Here is an 18,028-nt window from a genome sequence, read left to right as displayed (position 1 = left end):
AACAAAACTTTCACCAACCTTTTTCAGAATCGGTTTGATGCAAAAGGGCTGCCCGCACATCCGCAATCAGGTACAGTGTGCCGGAGACCACCCCCAGATCTTCCGCTTCCGTCCGTGACTTCAATAGATCAAGTGCCTTTGCCCATTCGGGCTCGACGATGATTTCCAGTTCCTGCTTCGCAATGGCGGGACGTACCCGTTCGACAATCTGCAGCAATTCGGCTGCATCCATTTTGCGTCGGAAATCTGGCTCGGTCAGGATCAGCGTATCCACTAGTGGCAGTATATGCTGCAAATACGCTTCGTGATGCTTATTTGCCAACATACCCATCATCAAAATTAACTTGTTGTGCGGATAGACATCCATAATGCTCTTGGCCAGTGACTCTGCCCCTTCCGGATTATGTGCTCCATCTAGCACAATTCGGGGTTCATCGACGACTTTTTCGAATCTTCCTGCCCAGAAAGCATTCTCCAGTCCAAGTGCAATATCGTTGTCATCCAGCATAAATGCCATGTATTGTCTAAGCAATTCAAGCACCATAAGTGCGGCCGCTGCATTGTCACATTGATGTGAGCCCTGCATGCGTATGCGAACGTCCAGATCACGGAACGGGCCTGTAAAATGAAAAGATTGTCCGTTCTCATTGCTGTCCAGTCTATGATAAGAGAATTGATCTCCAGCCAAATACACGCTTGATTGAAGCTGCTGTGCTTTCTCCTGAATCACCTTCACAGCTTCGGGTTGAGTCGCGCAAGTCACAACGGGTACTCCCGGCTTGATAATACCTGCCTTTTCTCCAGCAATCTGCTCAATCGTATCTCCAAGCACATCCGTATGATCCATACCAATGTTCGTGATGACGGACACAACAGGTGCGACAATATTCGTTACGTCCATCCTTCCCCCTAGCCCCGTCTCCCATACCACAACGTCAGGGTAACACTCCTCTGCATAGTACAGAAGCGCCAGAGCCGTGGACACCTCAAACATCGTGGGTGATCCAAGCGGAGTGGAGGCCATTTCCATGACCAGTGGATGTAATCGGTTCGAGAGCTTAAGCAGGATTTCTTCAGGAATATCCTCACCGTTGTATTGAAAACGGTTTGTAAACTTGGTGATATAAGGCGACGTAAAGGTACCCACATCATATCCAGCCTGAAGAAGCACTGACGTCAAAAAAGCGCAAGTCGAACCTTTGCCGTTCGTTCCCGCGACATGAATAAATTTGAGACGTTGGTGTGGATTGCCTAACATGGACATCAGACTCTCGATTCGTTCCAATCCAGGTCGGATGCCAAAAGGAATAAGGCCATTGATCCAGTCCACGGCCTCGTTGTACGTAAGTAAAGGAGCTGCTGCATCTGTCCCGTCTAATTCCGTCATCTGATTCACCTTCGGTCCCGAGTTTGAGTGAAAAAAGCGGCCGGATGGCATAATGGCTCTCCATCCGACCCACATATATTAACCTTTAAGTTCCTTGATTCGTGCAATCACTTTATCCCGTTTATCGGAATAATCTGCTTGTTTGGCGCGCTCTTCCTCAATAACTTTGGCAGGAGCTTTGGCAACAAAGCCTTCGTTCGCCAGTTTTTTCTCTACACGGAGAACTTCGCCCTCAAGGTTCTCCAACTCTTTCTCCAAACGAGCCACTTCCTGCTCGATATCAATAAGACCTGCGAGCGGCAAGTATAGTTCTGCCCCCGTAATGATCGCAGTCATTGCCTTATCCGGTGAGTTTAAATCCAGCCCACTATCGAACTCGGACGTATTACAGAAACGTTTGATGTAGTGACTGTTACGTGCAATGATGCTGGACGTCTCCGCACTATTTGCTTTGACCATCAGCTCGATCTTTTTGCTCATCGGCACATTCACTTCTGCACGAATGTTTCGCACTGCACGAATGGTATCCATGAGCAGGTTCATCTCGGCAACAGCCTCTGGGTTCTCAAGAGCAGGATCATATTCCGGCCATGATGCCAACGTAATGGTCTCACCTTCATGCGGCAGATGCTGCCAGATCTCTTCGGAGATGTATGGCATAAACGGATGAATCAGGCGCATGGTCTGATCCAGCACATAAGCAAGCACGGATTGTGTTTTCTTCTTGGCAACCGGATCTTCCCCATAGAAGGACAGCTTAGCAAACTCGATGTACCAGTCACACAGGTCATCCCAGATAAAGTTATACAACACACGACCCGTTTCCCCAAATTCATACGCTTCGATTAGACGCGTAATATCGCGGGAAGTTTCGTTCAGACGGTGCAAAATCCAATAATCCGCTGTACCAAGCTCTCCGCTAATGTCACGTTCCTCATAGGTGAATCCTTCCAGATTCATCAATGCAAAGCGCGAAGCATTCCAGATCTTGTTGGCGAAATTACGAGCCTGCTCCACCCGTTCCCAACGGAAACGCAGATCCTGACCTGGCGTGCTGCTGGTTGAGATCATGTAACGCATTGCATCTGCGCCGTATTTCTCAATCACATCCAGCGGATCTACACCGTTGCCCAGTGATTTGGACATTTTACGTCCATCTGCATCACGGACAAGACCATGCATCAGCACATCCTTGAACGGAATCTCATCGGTGAATTCCAATGCAGTGAAAATCATACGTGCAACCCAGAAATATATGATGTCATACCCTGTCACAAGTACACTTGTCGGATAATAACGTTTCAGGTCTTCCGTATCTTCCGGCCAGCCTAGTGTCGAGAATGGCCATAAGCCGGAGCTAAACCAAGTATCGAGTACGTCTTCGTCCTGTCTGAGCTTGCGTCCAGCATACTCTGGCAGCGTTGTTGGATCTTCAGCAGATACGATGATTTCACCTGTTTCTTCATCATACCAAGCAGGTATACGATGTCCCCACCACAGTTGACGGGAAATACACCAGTCACGAACGTTCTCGATCCAGTTCAGGTAGGTTTTCTCAAAACGATCTGGAACAAAATTAACCCCTTCGCCGCTCTGTTGTTTCTTAATCGCTCTCTCTGCAAGTGGCTTCATCTCAACGAACCACTGTGTAGACAGATACGGCTCAACAACAGCTCCGGTACGCTCACTGTGTCCAACCTGATGCGTGTGATCCTCAATGTTGATCAATACGCCCTGCTCTTTCAAGTCAGCAACAATCTGCTTGCGGCAGTCACTGCGATCCAGTCCCTGATACTTGCCTGCCTCAGCATTCATTGTGCCGCTCTCATCCATTACCGTAATCTGAGGCAGATCATGACGAAGACCTACTTCAAAGTCATTTGGATCATGCGCAGGCGTGATTTTAACTGCACCACTTCCAAACTCCTTATCCACATAATCATCAGCGATAATTGGAATTTCGCGTCCAATGATAGGCAGTACAAGTACTTTACCAATCATATCTGCATAACGTTCATCCTTCGGATGAACAGCAACCGCTGTATCACCCAGCATCGTTTCAGGACGCGTTGTTGCCACTGTAACGTAGCCACTTCCGTCTTTGAGCGGGTACCGCAGATGGTACAGGTGACCCTGAACCTCTTTATATTCAACCTCAATGTCGGACAGAGCTGTCCGGTTCACCGGGTCCCAGTTAATGATGCGTTTGCCTCGGTAAATAAGGCCTTTTTCATACAGTTGAACAAATACTTTACGAACCGCTTGGGACAGACCTTCATCCAGCGTAAAACGTTCACGTGAGTAATCAAGCGACAATCCCATTTTGCCCCATTGCTGACGAATGGTAGTGGCATATTGATCTTTCCAGTCCCATACCTTCTCCAGAAACTTCTCACGTCCCAGATCATAACGAGTCAGACCTTCTTCACGCAGCTTCTGCTCCACTTTGGTTTGGGTAGCAATACCTGCATGGTCGGAACCCGGAAGCCACAGTGCGTCATAACCTTGCATCCGTTTGGTGCGGATCAGAATATCCTGCAGTGTAAAATCAAGCGCATGCCCAATGTGCAGCATCCCGGTCACATTTGGGGGTGGAATTACAATCGTATACGGCTCGGCATCTTTACGTTGACCGGCTTTGAAATATCCACGTTCCATCCAGGTGGAGTACCATTTATCCTCTGCCGCCTTAGGATCGTAAGTGGTCGGCATTTCTGTTGTAGCTGATTTTTTTTCCTCAGACATGTGTCATTCCTCCGTTACTTCATCATCTTCGCCAAAAAAAACAAAAAAACCTTTCATCCATCAAAGGACGAAAGGTTAGCTTTCGCGGTACCACCTTTGTTTCACGCCTACAGCAAGATAGACTTCACCCTCTGTACATGACGTGACACTTCAAGCAGATAACGGCTGCTACCGGCCCATCCTACCTCAGAAATAAATGACGATAGATCTCATTCATCCCTTGTATTCAAACAGGCAACTCCCGGGCGACTTCGATCAGTTGGTTCCTGCGGAATCTCACAGCGTTGCAATTCCACTCTCTGAAAGGTCATACTGTCTACTACTCCCGTTCCACGTTGTTCTTCAAAAAACCTACACACATCATACCTTGCTCGTGCGCGATAGTCAACCTGACAACAGCGGATAAAGAGCGCTGGAATGCAGGTTTAGGACGAATCATGCAAAAACCCGCAATCCTCAAGGGGATCACGGGTCGTAACGAAGGCTTTAACTACGGATTAAGGGATGTACAATATCTGACCTTCTTCCACAACCTGCTCAGATAATCGGTTATACAACTGAAGTTCCCTCGTGCTCAATTGATATCGATCTGCAATAGCATCCAGTGTATCTTCTCGCTGAACGATGCAAAGTTTCACCTTGCGGAACGGGGTCTGGTCCACGATCGTTCCCAGGAACAGGTTCTTCCATTCCACATCATCAGCTGGATACGTTTCTTCCTGTACCACACCCGCAGGAACCTCATCGCCTCGCTCCACTTCAGCATCGCGTGCCGCTCTACCGGAGGATAACAAAGAAGAGATACCTACGCCCTCTTCTTGCCGTGGTGCGGATTCTTTTTTGCTGCCAAAAGCAACCTTCAGCTCCGGCTTGTCTTCCGTCTCAGCCACAGGTTCAGGAACAAATGCTTCGTTCTGTACGAACTCGTCTACCCCAGTCGCTTCAAAAGATGGCCGGTCTTCCTCAGCGTTGCCTGGTTCGGACGAAGCAAATACACCTTGCCAGTTCTCCGCCTGTGATTCGCCCGGGACATCGGCAACTGCCTGATTCTCCTGCTGAGGTACAGATCTCGCGGATTCGAAGTGCCATACCTCTGGTGCGTCCGGTACATCCGGTGATGCCAACTCATTAGATGATTGAGCAGTAGGCTCTGAGACTGCTTGATCTGCACTTCTCGAGTTCGCAGGCAATGCATCCACGGAAGGCTCGGACCAACCCGAAGACTCATCTTCCAGAGGCAACAATGGTTCCGACTCAGGGTAAGAAGCTAATCGATCTGCGGTCTCAGCCATAAATGACGAGATCGGAGAAGGTTCGCTGTATTGCTCATGAGATGCCAATTCATCTCCATTCGCTGTCAGAGATGCGGGATCTTCATTTGCATCAGGTTGTCTGTTTTCGTTAACGTACTCCGCACTTAGCTCCTCAGATTGAAGTGGCTCTGCGGATGACGCATTCGCATAATCCTGCTGCCATTCTTCGCTATTCCTTAATGTCTCTTCCCGTGTGGACAGGTCAGCGAATTCCGGAGCACCATATGCAAGTTCTGCTGCATTCGTAAGTCTCTCTTCCTCACTCCGCTGGAGCAGGTACTCTTGTGCAAATGTGTTGGGATCGCTACCTGCCTGTGTTGCTTCATCGGAACGGTTGGATTGCTGAGCATCAGGTGAATGAACAACTGTAAACTCATCTGCTGACCACACTTGTGGCTCTTCAACAGGAAAACCTTCGATACCTCGTAGCGACAACACGCCTGTAATATTCAGACTGCGATTGGATAACAGATCCACGTCAAAATTTTCGATCTCGATGGAAATATCTTCAATCGATCTGACCCGGTTCAGCGGCACTGTGATCTCCACGGGAATGAAATGTTTGAGCTCCTCTGAAGCCTCATTCTCTCCTCTGTACGCACCTGTAAGTAAAAGATGTCCTCTTAACGTGGCATGATCATCCTGCCCTATGACTTGAATGCGCGGGTATAGTTCAATCTCCTCCAGTTCCTCAATCGCAGGGACTCCCTCAGACAAATGAACGCGCTCATAAATATCGAACCGCAAACCATAAGGTTGATTCAACAAAGGTGGCGTCCTCCTTTCGGCATATGTTCACCATGATCCTTCTCATGGGACTGATCCATGGTCCAAATCCTTCGTTACCCCATCTATATGCCTTGAATGAGAGGAGCATGCCACCTTTTGAAAAACCTTGCTATATATGTTCAACTCATGGTTATTTACACTGTCACTCCAATGACAGAACAACCTTCCGATCACTGTTATCCCCAGATTTTTTTTGATTCCCTTCTTCAAAGGGAAAAACCGGGGATAGCTTATGCTTCCGAAGTAGCTTTCTTTCAGAAAGCTTTTAGGCGAACGCTTTACTTCTTCTGGTTGTTTCTGTCCTTTCCGTTTTCGTGTAAATAGTTAGTCGAACTTATATAGTGTACTAGTAAGACCCCTCTCGCTCTGCCAATTGTGTGAAGTCGGATGGCCAACGGTCGTTCACTTCAATCATCGCTCCGGTTAACGGATGACTAAACTTAAGCATCTCTCCATGAAGTGCTTGTCGCCCAATGGCATCCGCTCTACCACCATACAACGAATCACCAATGAGCGGGTGTCCCGCGTAACTCAGGTGTACACGAATTTGGTGTGTTCGTCCTGTATCCAGCTTTAATCGTACAAGGGTTGCTCTTTCCCACACTTCGACGGTCTCCACATGAGTAACAGCTTCCTGTCCACCTTCCGAGACACGTCTGCGCTGCTTGTGATGTCTATCCTTGCCAATCGGAGCATCAATTTTGTGGAGTTCAAGGGGAATTTGTCCACCTGCAATAGCTACATAATGGCGGCCAATCTCTTTACGACGCATCGCTTCATCCAGTTTGGCGAGGGCAAAAGCATTTTTGGCATACAGGACAGGTCCGGTTGTATCCTCATCCAGTCGATGAACATGGCGAACGCTCGCCTGGATTCCGTTCATTTCATAATAAGAGGCAACCACATGATCCAGCGTGATCGCCTGATCAGCACGGCTTCCATCTGGATGCAGTTTCATGCCTGCCGGTTTGTGCATAACCAGACAGAAATCATCCTCATATAATACATCCACATCAGCCCAGCGTGGCTCAACATCGATTGGCTGGGACGCAAAAAGGGCCAGCCGAAGCCGGTCCCCTGCAAGTTGTATTCCTTGGTTTGCTTTCAGCTGACGGAGCAGTTTCTCCGGAAACTGAAGCTCAGACAATAACCATTGCTCTGCGGCCATCGGTTTGTCCGAGCTGCCTGTTACGGCTTTCCCTGGCATCAGCTCAAGCCATTCCCCGCGGCGTTTCCAACTTTTGATGGTCATAGCGATTGAAGAGCTTTACGATTCGCCTCAATCGTATCGTCAATATCCTGCTCCGTATGCACACCAGAGACAAACATACCTTCGTATTGCGAAGGCGCAACACTCACACCTTGATCAATCATGGCCGCAAAATAACGACGGAATTGATCCAGATTGCTTTCTTTGGCAATATCATAATTGGTTACTGGAACGGCACTGAAGAATGGACAAACCATGGAACCCACACGGTTAATGGTTATCGCAATACCCGTCTCAGCTGCATTTTTCTCGAATCCGGCTTGCAGACGTGCAGACAATGTCTCCAGACGGTCATAGACCTCTGGTGTTAACAATTTGAGCGTTGTATACCCTGCTGCCATAGCCAGCGGATTCCCGCTCAATGTACCTGCCTGATAGATTGGTCCTGTTGGAGCAATCTGTTCCATCAGATCCCGACGACCACCATAAGCGCCAACCGGGAGGCCGCCACCGATAACTTTACCCAGACAAGTCAGGTCAGGTGTAACCCCATACCGTCCCTGAGCACAGTTCAACCCTACGCGGAAACCGGTCATGACTTCGTCAAAAATAAGCAGGCTGCCATATTGGGTCGTCAAACTGCGCAGCCCTTCAAGGAAACCGGAAGCCGGAGGAACAACCCCCATGTTACCTGCCACAGGCTCCACAATAACAGCCGCCAGTTCTTCACCATAACGTTCAAAAGCAAGTCTCACGGACTCCAGATCGTTATAAGGCACCGTAATGGTATTCACAGCTACGCCTTCAGGCACGCCTGGACTATCTGGAAGACCCAGCGTTGCAACACCTGAGCCAGCCTTGATCAGCAAGCTGTCTGCATGTCCATGATATGATCCTTCAAACTTCAGAATTTTACTGCGTCCGGTTACCCCGCGTGCCAGTCGAATGGCACTCATCGTTGCTTCAGTTCCAGAATTAACCATCCGCACGATATCGATAGAAGGTACACGCTCACAGACCAGTTTTGCCATCTCGGTCTCCAGCAAGGTAGGCGCACCAAAGCTTGTTCCTTTGAGGGCTGTCTCACGCAAAGCTTCTACAACGTCAGGGTGTGCATGTCCCATAATGAGTGGGCCCCACGATCCCACATAGTCAATAAAAACATTGCCATCAATATCGTAGATTTTGGACCCTTCACCACGTTCTGCATAGATCGGAGTAAGTCCCACCGATTTGAATGCGCGTACAGGGCTGTTCACACCCCCGGGTATGTACTGCTTCGCTTCCTCAAACGCGCTGCGTGAGCGCTCATCATTGCGACGATTACCTTGTTGTGCAGTCATGAATATCCTCCTCAATGTAATTTATTTTATTTCTCAGCCAACCAGCGTGAAGCGTCTTTTCCGTAGTAGGTAATGATCATATCTGCACCTGCGCGTTTCATGCTGAGCAGGATTTCCATGGCAACTTTTTTCTCATCGATCCAGCCTTGAATCGCCGCCGCCTTCACCATGGCATACTCGCCACTTACATTATAGGCAACAAGCGGAAGATCAAATTGATCCTTAATCGTACGCATGACATCAAGATAGGACAGCGAAGGTTTAACCATTAGCATATCCGCTCCTTCGAGCACATCCGTCTCTGCTTCACGCAAGGCTTCACGCGCGTTCGCCGGGTCCATCTGATATGACTTGCGGTCTCCGAATTGTGGTGTGGAATCCGCAGCTTCACGGAATGGACCATAGAATGCGGATGCATATTTAACAGAGTAAGACATAATCGGAATGTGACTGAATCCATTCTCATCCAGCCCCGCGCGGATCGCTTGTACAAATCCATCCATCATGTTGGATGGTGCAATAATGTCCGCTCCTGCTTTGGCTTGAGACACTGCCGTTTGCACGAGCAGATCAAGTGATTCGTCATTTAACACATCTCCGCAGATGTGACCGTCAATCTCCACGGTGTGTACCATACCGCAGTGACCGTGATCCGTGAATTCACACAGACAAGTATCCGCAACAACCAGCAGTTCTGGATACCAGGATTTGATCAATCTCGTCGCTTCCTGCACAATGCCATCTTCAGCGAAGCCAGATGAACCCACACTGTCCTTCGTCTCGGGAATACCAAACAATAACACGGCTGGAATTCCCAGCTCGGCAATTTCCGTTACTTCCTCCTGAAGACGATCCAGCGAGAAGCGGAATACGCCAGGCATGGATTTAATTTCAGATTTCACATTTTCTCCATACGTCACATAGATTGGTTGAATAAAATCATCCACGGTTAGATGGGTCTCTCTGACCATATTGCGAATACCTGTGGATTGACGTAAACGGCGATGCCGTACAATTGGAAAACTCATACGAGTAAAACCTCCCTGAAAGTTAAATAGAGCAAAAAGGGAAGCGCGCTGGTATCCTATCGAATTCAGCACGCTTCATATGTTGACATGATTACATGTGTATTAATTTCGAAGAGCGCCTTCTTTGGTGCCTGTCCGTTTCCAGTCGCATAGCACTGTGATCAAGCTATCCATCGTTGCTTCCTCTGCCATCAGTGTAACCTTTAGTCCAGCGGCTTCTGCCGTTTTCGCTGTAACAGGCCCGATACACGCAACCTCCACATCTTTCAATAAAGGCAGTGGATCTTGCAACCCCATACGTTTCAACATACTCATGAAATTGGTAACCGTCGATGAACTTGTAAAGGTCACCGCATGAATACCACCTTCTTCAAGTAGCTTGAGTAGTTCGTCATCATCCTCACCAGCGAGGATCGTATCGTAGGTGATGGCTTCGGTGACCTGAAGCCCTCTTTCTCTCAACTGGTCACGTAACCACGTACGTGCAAGATCACCATGCGGAAGCAGTACTCTCTGGCCTTCCTTCAGCTCGCTTTCAAAAGCCTCAAGCATGCCTTCGGCCTGGAAAGGACCTTTGACAACTTCAGCTACGATGCCATGTTTGCGCAAAGCGTCCGCTGTGGAAGGTCCTACGGCAGTAATTCTCGCTTGATGAATCGAACGAATATCCTTGCCTTCCTGTTCCAGATGACGGAAGAAAAACTCCACGCCGTTCACACTTGTGAAAAACACCCAGTCATAGGTATTTAAAGCACTGAAGGCGTCTTTGACACTTTGCTTGGCAGATTCACTGGACGGCATGACCGTCTCAATGACCGGAAACTCATACGGTTCGCCGCCGAGTTCCTCAATGCGATTCACCAGTTCACTCGCCTGACTGCGAGCACGGGTTACCAGAATTCGTTTGCCAAACAGCGGCAGCGCTTCTGCCCATTTCAATTGTTCCCGCTGATTGACAACATCTCCCACCACAATAACAGCTGGTGGTTGGAAATTGGCTTCGATCACTTTCGCTTCTATATCCTCAAGGGTACCTGTAAGGGTATCCTGTTCCGCTCGTGTTCCCCAACGAATTAGAGCTACTGGTGTTTGCGCTGGACGACCATGACGAATCAATTGTTCGCTGATATATCCAATTTTGGCAACCCCCATCATAAATACAAGTGTGCCCGTTGCATTCGTCACTTTATCCCAATGGATACTGCGATCAAGCTTGTCCGGACTCTCGTGCCCCGTAATAATAGAGATGGAAGATGCATAGTCACGGTGAGTCACAGGAATTCCAGCATACGCAGGTACACTTATTGCAGCGGTAACCCCAGGTACAATCTCAAACGGAATTCCGTTTTTGTGCAGCAAACCCGCCTCTTCGCCCACGCGTCCAAAGATAGTTGGATCGCCGCCCTTAAGCCGAACCACAACCTTGCCTTCAAGAGCCAGATCAACCAACAGTTGATTGATCTCTTCCTGTTTCATCGTATGCCGATCCGGGCGCTTGCCCACGTAAATCTTGACTGCGCCGGGTTTCATTTGTTTCAACAATCTCGGACTTGCCAAACGATCATAGACTACAGCATCGGCTTTCCCGATGGATTCCCACCCTTTTACCGTAATCAGCTTTGCATCCCCAGGACCTGCCCCTACCAAAAAGACCTTTCCCACCATGTCTTCATCCCCTAACTTCTGCCAGTATCTGCTCTGCTCCCCGTTCGATCAATCTCCACGCCACTTCTTCTCCCAGACGAACCGGGTCCTTGCCGATCATAGCTTCCTTAAGAATCAGTCCACCATCCGGTGTGCCGACCATACCTGTTAATTGTAACGTGTTTTCACCATTCAGGGAATCTGCATCTTGCTGAGGCACCCACACCGCATGAGCACCAATCGGAACCTGGCAGCCCCCATTTAATACACTGAGAAAACGGCGTTCCGCCTGTACAGGAAATGCTGTCTCGGGATCGTTATACAGCTGCAGCAAGTGCAATAGTTCCTCATCGTCTTCACGACATTCGATACCAAGCGCGCCTTGACCCACTGCCGGAAGGCAAGCTGTTTCCGTCAGGTACTCTGTGATTCGGTCTTCCCAGCCCATACGGTACAATCCTGCAGCTGCCAGAATAATCGCATCGAATCCTTCGGTCTCCAGCTTTCGCAGACGGGAATCAATATTGCCGCGAATCGATTCCAATTGCAAATCTGGACGATAGGCCTTTAATTGACTCGATCGGCGCAGACTGCTTGTTCCGACTCTAGCTCCTTCTGGCAGTTGATCCAGAGTTAGTCCACCATTAGATATCAGCGCATCCCGTGGATCTGCACGACGGGGAATAGCACCATTGATTAATCCTTCGGGTAACTCGGAGGGCATATCTTTCATGCTATGCACAGCCATATCAATCGTACGATCAAGCATCGCCTGTTCAATCTCTTTGACAAACAGACCTTTGCCTCCCACTTTTGACAACGTTACATCCAGAATGAGATCTCCCTTGGTAACAATCTTATGTACTTCAAAGTCAAAAGCTAATCCTTCCCGCTCACAAATATCGCGTAAATCCTGAATGACATGACCTGTCTGGGTTAGCGCAAGCGCGCTCTGTCTACTTCCAACTTTAATTGTACGCATATCTACACTTCCTCCTGATTACGGGATATCCAGTCCCCGATTTCTTCTTCGGTCCACCACCGAAAATGGCCTGTACGAATATCTTCTAATATGTGCATTTCAGTTAATTGCCGAAGCAACGTACTTCTGAGACTTGAAGAAGATACGCGTGACTTCACCTCAGTCCTCATCTGGTGCAAAAACTCAAGGTACGTCTCATACTCATCACCGAACTGTCGTTCGAGTGTGGCACGTATCTCCGCAGCTGCTGCCGGTCCCGCTCCTGCTGTGGATATCGCTATGCTTAATCTCCCACGCCTTACCACGCTTGGCGTAATAAAGTTGCTGTGCTCCGAAGACATCGCGTTATTCACCAGTATGCCCGCAGCCTCCGCATCCCGAACCACAGTTGAATTAACCTCTGAATGGTCAGTCGCTGCATATACGAGAAAGGCCCCCCGCAAATCTCCATTGCGGTAGGACCGGTCTATCCATTGAATTCGGGATTCATGATACAGTTGTTTTAATACGGGAGTAAGCTCCGGACTAATGACCGTAATCTGTGCCTCAGCATGCAGTAATCCCTTAATTTTACGTTCGGCAACACGTCCACCACCAACCACGCAGCATTTCTTGCCTGAAGTATTCACAAATATGGGCGTGTAACGGTCCATCCCCTTCACTCTCCCGTCCAACGATGAAACGCTGAATACGCATTGGATAAAAAACTTATAATGACAAATCCGTACCCGATCAGTGTCCATCTTGCCATGATAATTGTAGAGAACTGTTTCCTTCTCTTGGATACGAAGTACCCCACATAGATGGCTATAGCAAGACCTGTCGCAATAACTTTGAGATCCAAGAGTAGAATCCAGCGTCTTTCCGCCACAATGGATAATACGGCAAGCATCACAGAAACACCAAGGAGCGGTGTACCTATGAAATTAGCACCATCCATGTATTTGCCGATCACTTCCAGGCTTGGCATCCGTCGCATCGTATCATTCCACTTTTTTTTCTTCAACTTACGGTGCAGGAACAGATATAACATGGCAAATACCGTAGCAACGGTTAACGCCGCAAAACCAAGATTCGCCAAGGTAATATGCATAATGAGTAATCCATGTACCGTTTGCCAGTTATGCAGTGATATCTCTCCGGCCGTAAACCACAGTCGGTTTAATACCGTAACGGAAAAACCTACAACATTCAGCAACAAAATCACAAATTCGGAACGCTGGATGCGAGTCATGACGAGAGACATCAGCACAATACTGAATGAAAATATAAACAAAAAATCAAAGGTGGTATAGATGGGGAAATGGCCTTCAGTCCACATGCGCAATATGACATGCGTTACCTGCAATCCCCAAACAACGACAAGAAACCCTGTGCCTGTCCGCTTCGCCCCCGCATTGCGTCGAATGCAGTCCGAGAAATAGAACAGTAGGCTCAGGGCATACATATAGATTAGAGCTTCATAAACTTGTTCAGCAAGGGTCAAGCTGCCCACCCGCCTTATACGCCTGCCGGAGCATAAGCCGGCACGGGGTCTTGCCGGTTTTCGTTAAGGTGAGCGGCTGGTTTCGCCAGAGCTGTGGCATCACTCTGACTCACTTTTTCAGCGGCCATCTCTACTGCATCTTCCAGAGCGAAAATCTGAGTAAACATGCGCAGAGCTTCATCACCTTGCTTCGTGCCTGCCATTTCCTTAATCCGATTAATCGGATCTGTCGTCATTTGGTTCACAATACTCTTGGTCAGACGACGAATGACTTTACGTTGATGTTCATCGAGCTCAGGCAGTTTATTAAACAGGCTATCCATCGTTTCTTCATGAATGGAGACACCTTTTTCCTGCAAAGCCCGAATAACGGGACGAACACCCAACGTTTTGAGCCAATGGTAATAATCCTCCATCTCAAGCTCAATCATTCTCTCAATTTTGGCAGCTTCCACCTTACGCATCTCCAGGTTGCTCTCCACGATTCCTTCCAGATCATCAATGTCATAGAGAAATACGTTGGATAATTCACCAATCGCCGGATCAATATCGCGTGGAACCGCAATATCAATCAGGAACAATGGACGAGATTGACGACGCTTCATGCTCTCCCGTACCACTGCTGCATCCATGACATAACGTTCAGCTCCAGTCGAACTAATCACAATATCAACTTCATTCAGTCGATCTAATGCCTGTTCCATCGTACAAGGTGTCCCCCGGAACTTGGCTGCCAATTCTTCAGCTCTTGCGAGCGTTCGATTCGCCACGATGACCTCGGATGCCCCGTTGGCATAGAGATGTTTTACGGTTAGTTCACTCATCTTGCCGGCACCCAAAATGAGCACCTTCTTGTCTGTGAACATGCCAAAAATCCTCTTACCGAGTTCAACAGCAGCATAACTGACAGATACGGCGCTCTCCCCGATGGAAGTCTCCGAATGTGCCCGTTTGCCCAGCGTAACTGCCTGTTTGAACAGCATATTAAACCAGGTACCTGTTGATTTCTCTTCTTGCGCTTTAAGAAAAGCCTGTTTCACCTGTCCAAGAATCTGAGTCTCACCAATGACCATGGAATCTAGTCCGCAGATGACGCGGAACAAATGGCGCATGGCTTGATCATCTTCATATATATATAAGTGTTGCGTAAATTCTTCCCGTGGTACGTTAAACCATTGTTCCATGAATGTTCGAATAAAATAACCACACATGTGAAGACGGTCCACCACAACATACAACTCGGTACGGTTACATGTGGCTACGATTACACCTTCCAATACACTCTTGGTCAGCTTGAGCTGCTGCAGCGCTTCAGACAAATCCTTTTCTGCAAATGTGAATCGTTCCCTAACCTCTACAGGCGCCGTGCGATAATTCAAACCAACGACAACGATGTGCATTGCAAGTTCACCTGCCTAATAAATTTCCAATCAAAGTGCTTACTGCATATGTCTATCCATTTATGATTGACAAGGTTAATTATATCACACATCATAGCCATGACCGGGTCATTTTTATGAAATGTTTATGAAATCACCATGTTCATCATCATATGCACTGTCATTTATTGTAGTGTCTCACCAAAGTTCACCGTTATGCGTTAAAAAGTGTCCATTATGAATATTCATAACGATACGCATATTAAAACAAATAGCCATGGAATTATTCCATGACTATTAGAGTTTGGGAGGTTATGTGTCCATCCCGATATGTGAACATTGTGTATGCAATATACTTTTTATTTAAACCCGTTCAATCTGGTTGTTCATGTCTGGTGTTTCAACTTGCAATTCGCCCAAACCACGTACCAACTTCTTTGCATACGTTGTTTCAGGCTTTAATACGGATACCAGGTAGTCAATAGCAAGCTGTGGATCTACAGTCTCCCCACAAGTGTAACAATCAATCGCTGCAAAACCTCTCTCAGGATACGTATGAATGGAGAGATGGCTCTCAGACAATAGTACAAGTACGGTCGCTCCCTGTGGATCAAACTGCTTGGATTGTACGGACATCACTGTCGCGCCACATGCCTCTGCTGCTTCAATCATTTGGGCTTCCAGATACTCTGCATTGTTCAGTAGATTAAAGTCAACACCCCAAGTATCAACAGCAACGTGTCTTCCGAAAGTTGAATATTCCATCCTTCGGTTCCCCCTTCCTAGGAATAAAATGTTTGAAAAATTTCATCCGCTAGGACCTACGTCATTCACTTCCCGAGGGAAAAATCTCTCGCAACATATAATGTCCTGAGTGAATCCTGGTTCCTATTTTGTTTTCAACGAGATTAAAAATAACATTGAATCAGAGTGAAATCAACCCTTTTCCAGAAGATTGTAAAATAAATATTTTCAATTCGGAATATTCCATCTCACATCAAAAAATCCCCCTGCAACCTCCACATTGGCGAGTGCCACTGCACGGAAGATACAAGGGAATTCATTATATACATATACGTTTATAAACATACAATTTTAAGCTAATAAGCTTCAAGCTCAAACAACCGTTTTTGATGACGAGCAAGGGTCTCATCAATCTGATGGAGCTGATCAGCAGTCGCATCTTTTCTAGTGTCCAGTAGTGAATCGATCTCGGCATACACACGGTTGATTTCGCGTTCTACATCTCTGGCCTGGAACAGATGTTGCAATTCAAGCAACGTATTTTTGTATTCATAGATCACTCGGGTGTTCTCCCCGGTCTTCTCCACAATTTTGCGGACAGTGCCTTGAGCATAAACATACGTCATGGTGAACCCTTTATAGATCCGATGAACGACCCCGTCACCCTTAAAAGTCACAAAGAGCTTCCGGACAACGTTGGTCAGATGCAGATTCACCAGGCGGCAAGATAATTCACAGATATAAAACCCTTCTATGCGGTCAAAAGGGAAATGCACTTCTTCTCCACTTACATCCCCCAGCACAACCTCCTGACAACCATTGTCCAACACCTTAACCCGGTGATGAAGCCTGCCGTCTTCTGTCATGCGCAAAAACTGATGCATCTGGGGTTCTGACAATTTCATAGTGGCCTTAACGTACTCTGTGGCTAACCGCTGAGCCATACAAATCCCTCAATTCTTTCCCGATTGTTTTGCCTTCCTGCACATGTAGCAGTCATCTCAAAATTCTTCAGGCCGGCATGGCCGGTAATTTTGGTACTGTTGGCAATATGCACCTATGCTCATTATACACTACCCTAACGTTATTTTTCTCCAGACCCAGATGATGAATTCTCACGAAATTCCTTAAAAAACCGGATTAATCTGGATCTCATCAAAGATTCATTTAGCATGCTCACTTTCCTGCACTAAAACGGTATACTATCTCGGTTATCCGTTAATTCCGTTGGTTTCTTCCTCATCAGAAGCACCCTCTGCATCCAGCACTGGTGCATACTTATCTATGCGGGCATGGCGGGTAATGATGTCCCATAACTCTTCTTTCCCCAATCCCTCTTCGGATGAAAACGGCACAAACAAATCCCCTGAACGAAGACCCAGTGATTCCTTAATGACTTTGATATATTTGGCTCTGCGGGTTTTTGGAATCTTGTCCATCTTGGTTGCTACGACAACCAATGGCAGTCCATTATGACGAAGCCATTCGTTCATCATCTTGTCCTCTTTGGACGGTTCATGTCTCATATCAACCATCTGCATGACCAGTTTCAATTCCTCGCGTCCCAACAAGTATTTCTCCATCATTTTACCCCAGGCAAAGCGTTGCTCTTTAGAAACTTTAGCGTAGCCATATCCCGGGAAATCGACGAAGTAGAGATCCTGATTAATTTTATAATAGTTGAGTTGCTGTGTCTTACCCGGTGTTGAGCTCGTCCGAGCCAAGTTTTTACGATTGATCAATCGGTTGATCAGGGAAGATTTCCCCACATTGGAGCGTCCCGCCAAAGCAATCTCTGGCAGACCATCCTCGGGGTATTGTTCAGGCCGAACGGCACTGATAATAAATTCAGATTGATTTACTTTCATATTGTATCTTTCCTCTCTTGAACGCCTGTGCTATGCATCACCTGTTGAAGGTATTATGCCATGGATTGTTCTATCATACCAAAAAAACCGTTCCAGCGGACGCCGAAGCC

The 18,028-nt window shown here is 47.6% G+C and carries 14 protein-coding genes and 1 other annotated feature; all 14 genes read right to left on the bottom strand.

Annotated elements, in window-relative coordinates; all coding sequences use genetic code 11:
- Positions 1 to 10: 10 nt before the first annotated feature.
- The 14 genes from AC1DE7_RS17790 to yihA all read right to left on the bottom strand — a co-directional run bounded on the left by AC1DE7_RS17790 (position 11) and on the right by yihA (position 17,918).
- Positions 11 to 1,387 carry a bifunctional folylpolyglutamate synthase/dihydrofolate synthase gene (locus tag AC1DE7_RS17790; RefSeq protein ID WP_036673600.1) on the bottom strand — a complete coding sequence of 459 codons (1,377 nt, stop codon included), beginning with the start codon at positions 1,385 to 1,387 and terminating at the stop codon, positions 11 to 13.
- A 78-nt stretch (positions 1,388 to 1,465) separates the two neighbouring features.
- Positions 1,466 to 4,132: a valine--tRNA ligase gene (locus tag AC1DE7_RS17785; protein ID WP_477534902.1), complete on the bottom strand. Its 2,667-nt coding sequence runs from the start codon at positions 4,130 to 4,132 to the stop codon at positions 1,466 to 1,468.
- A gap of 60 nt (positions 4,133 to 4,192) precedes the next feature.
- Positions 4,193 to 4,474 (bottom strand) — a binding site (T-box leader).
- Between the two features lie 155 nt (positions 4,475 to 4,629).
- Positions 4,630 to 6,213 carry a LysM peptidoglycan-binding domain-containing protein gene (locus AC1DE7_RS17780; RefSeq protein ID WP_477534901.1) on the bottom strand — a complete coding sequence of 528 codons (1,584 nt, stop codon included), beginning with the start codon at positions 6,211 to 6,213 and terminating at the stop codon, positions 4,630 to 4,632.
- A gap of 367 nt (positions 6,214 to 6,580) precedes the next feature.
- The gene (locus AC1DE7_RS17775; protein ID WP_127548256.1) at positions 6,581 to 7,486 is read right to left on the bottom strand and encodes an RluA family pseudouridine synthase; all 906 of its coding nucleotides are present in this window, start codon (positions 7,484 to 7,486) and stop codon (positions 6,581 to 6,583) included.
- Entirely contained in the window at positions 7,483 to 8,787 is a 1,305-nt protein-coding gene (gene hemL / locus AC1DE7_RS17770) for a glutamate-1-semialdehyde 2,1-aminomutase (RefSeq protein ID WP_036605898.1), read from the bottom strand. Before hemL ends, AC1DE7_RS17775 begins: the two co-directional genes overlap by 4 nt.
- Positions 8,788 to 8,813: 26 nt before the next feature.
- Positions 8,814 to 9,815, bottom strand: a complete 1,002-nt coding sequence (gene hemB, locus AC1DE7_RS17765) for a porphobilinogen synthase (protein WP_017692601.1) — start codon at positions 9,813 to 9,815, stop codon at positions 8,814 to 8,816.
- 102 nt (positions 9,816 to 9,917) lie between these two features.
- Positions 9,918 to 11,480: a uroporphyrinogen-III C-methyltransferase gene (cobA, locus tag AC1DE7_RS17760; RefSeq protein WP_036605897.1), complete on the bottom strand. Its 1,563-nt coding sequence runs from the start codon at positions 11,478 to 11,480 to the stop codon at positions 9,918 to 9,920.
- A 4-nt stretch (positions 11,481 to 11,484) separates the two neighbouring features.
- Positions 11,485 to 12,441, bottom strand: coding sequence for a hydroxymethylbilane synthase (gene hemC, locus AC1DE7_RS17755; RefSeq protein WP_036605896.1), 957 nt, complete (start codon positions 12,439 to 12,441; stop codon positions 11,485 to 11,487).
- A gap of 2 nt (positions 12,442 to 12,443) precedes the next feature.
- Positions 12,444 to 13,094, bottom strand: coding sequence for a precorrin-2 dehydrogenase/sirohydrochlorin ferrochelatase family protein (locus AC1DE7_RS17750; RefSeq protein WP_340984361.1), 651 nt, complete (start codon positions 13,092 to 13,094; stop codon positions 12,444 to 12,446).
- 5 nt (positions 13,095 to 13,099) lie between these two features.
- Positions 13,100 to 13,927, bottom strand: coding sequence for a cytochrome c biogenesis protein CcsA (gene ccsA / locus AC1DE7_RS17745; RefSeq protein WP_036605894.1), 828 nt, complete (start codon positions 13,925 to 13,927; stop codon positions 13,100 to 13,102).
- A gap of 14 nt (positions 13,928 to 13,941) precedes the next feature.
- On the bottom strand, positions 13,942 to 15,327 hold the full coding sequence (gene hemA / locus AC1DE7_RS17740) for a glutamyl-tRNA reductase (RefSeq protein WP_036605893.1): 1,386 nt from the start codon (positions 15,325 to 15,327) through the stop codon (positions 13,942 to 13,944).
- A 342-nt stretch (positions 15,328 to 15,669) separates the two neighbouring features.
- Entirely contained in the window at positions 15,670 to 16,071 is a 402-nt protein-coding gene (gene speD, locus AC1DE7_RS17735) for an adenosylmethionine decarboxylase (protein WP_127548249.1), read from the bottom strand.
- A 335-nt stretch (positions 16,072 to 16,406) separates the two neighbouring features.
- Positions 16,407 to 16,994 (bottom strand): hypothetical protein, encoded by a 588-nt coding sequence (locus tag AC1DE7_RS17730; protein ID WP_036605891.1) that lies wholly within the window; start codon positions 16,992 to 16,994, stop codon positions 16,407 to 16,409.
- A 267-nt stretch (positions 16,995 to 17,261) separates the two neighbouring features.
- The gene (gene yihA, locus AC1DE7_RS17725; protein WP_036605890.1) at positions 17,262 to 17,918 is read right to left on the bottom strand and encodes a ribosome biogenesis GTP-binding protein YihA/YsxC; all 657 of its coding nucleotides are present in this window, start codon (positions 17,916 to 17,918) and stop codon (positions 17,262 to 17,264) included.
- Positions 17,919 to 18,028: the final 110 nt, after the last annotated feature.

It is taken from the genome of Paenibacillus sp. 10L310 (assembly GCF_056395745.1).
This window is presented reverse-complemented; position numbering and strand designations above follow the sequence as displayed.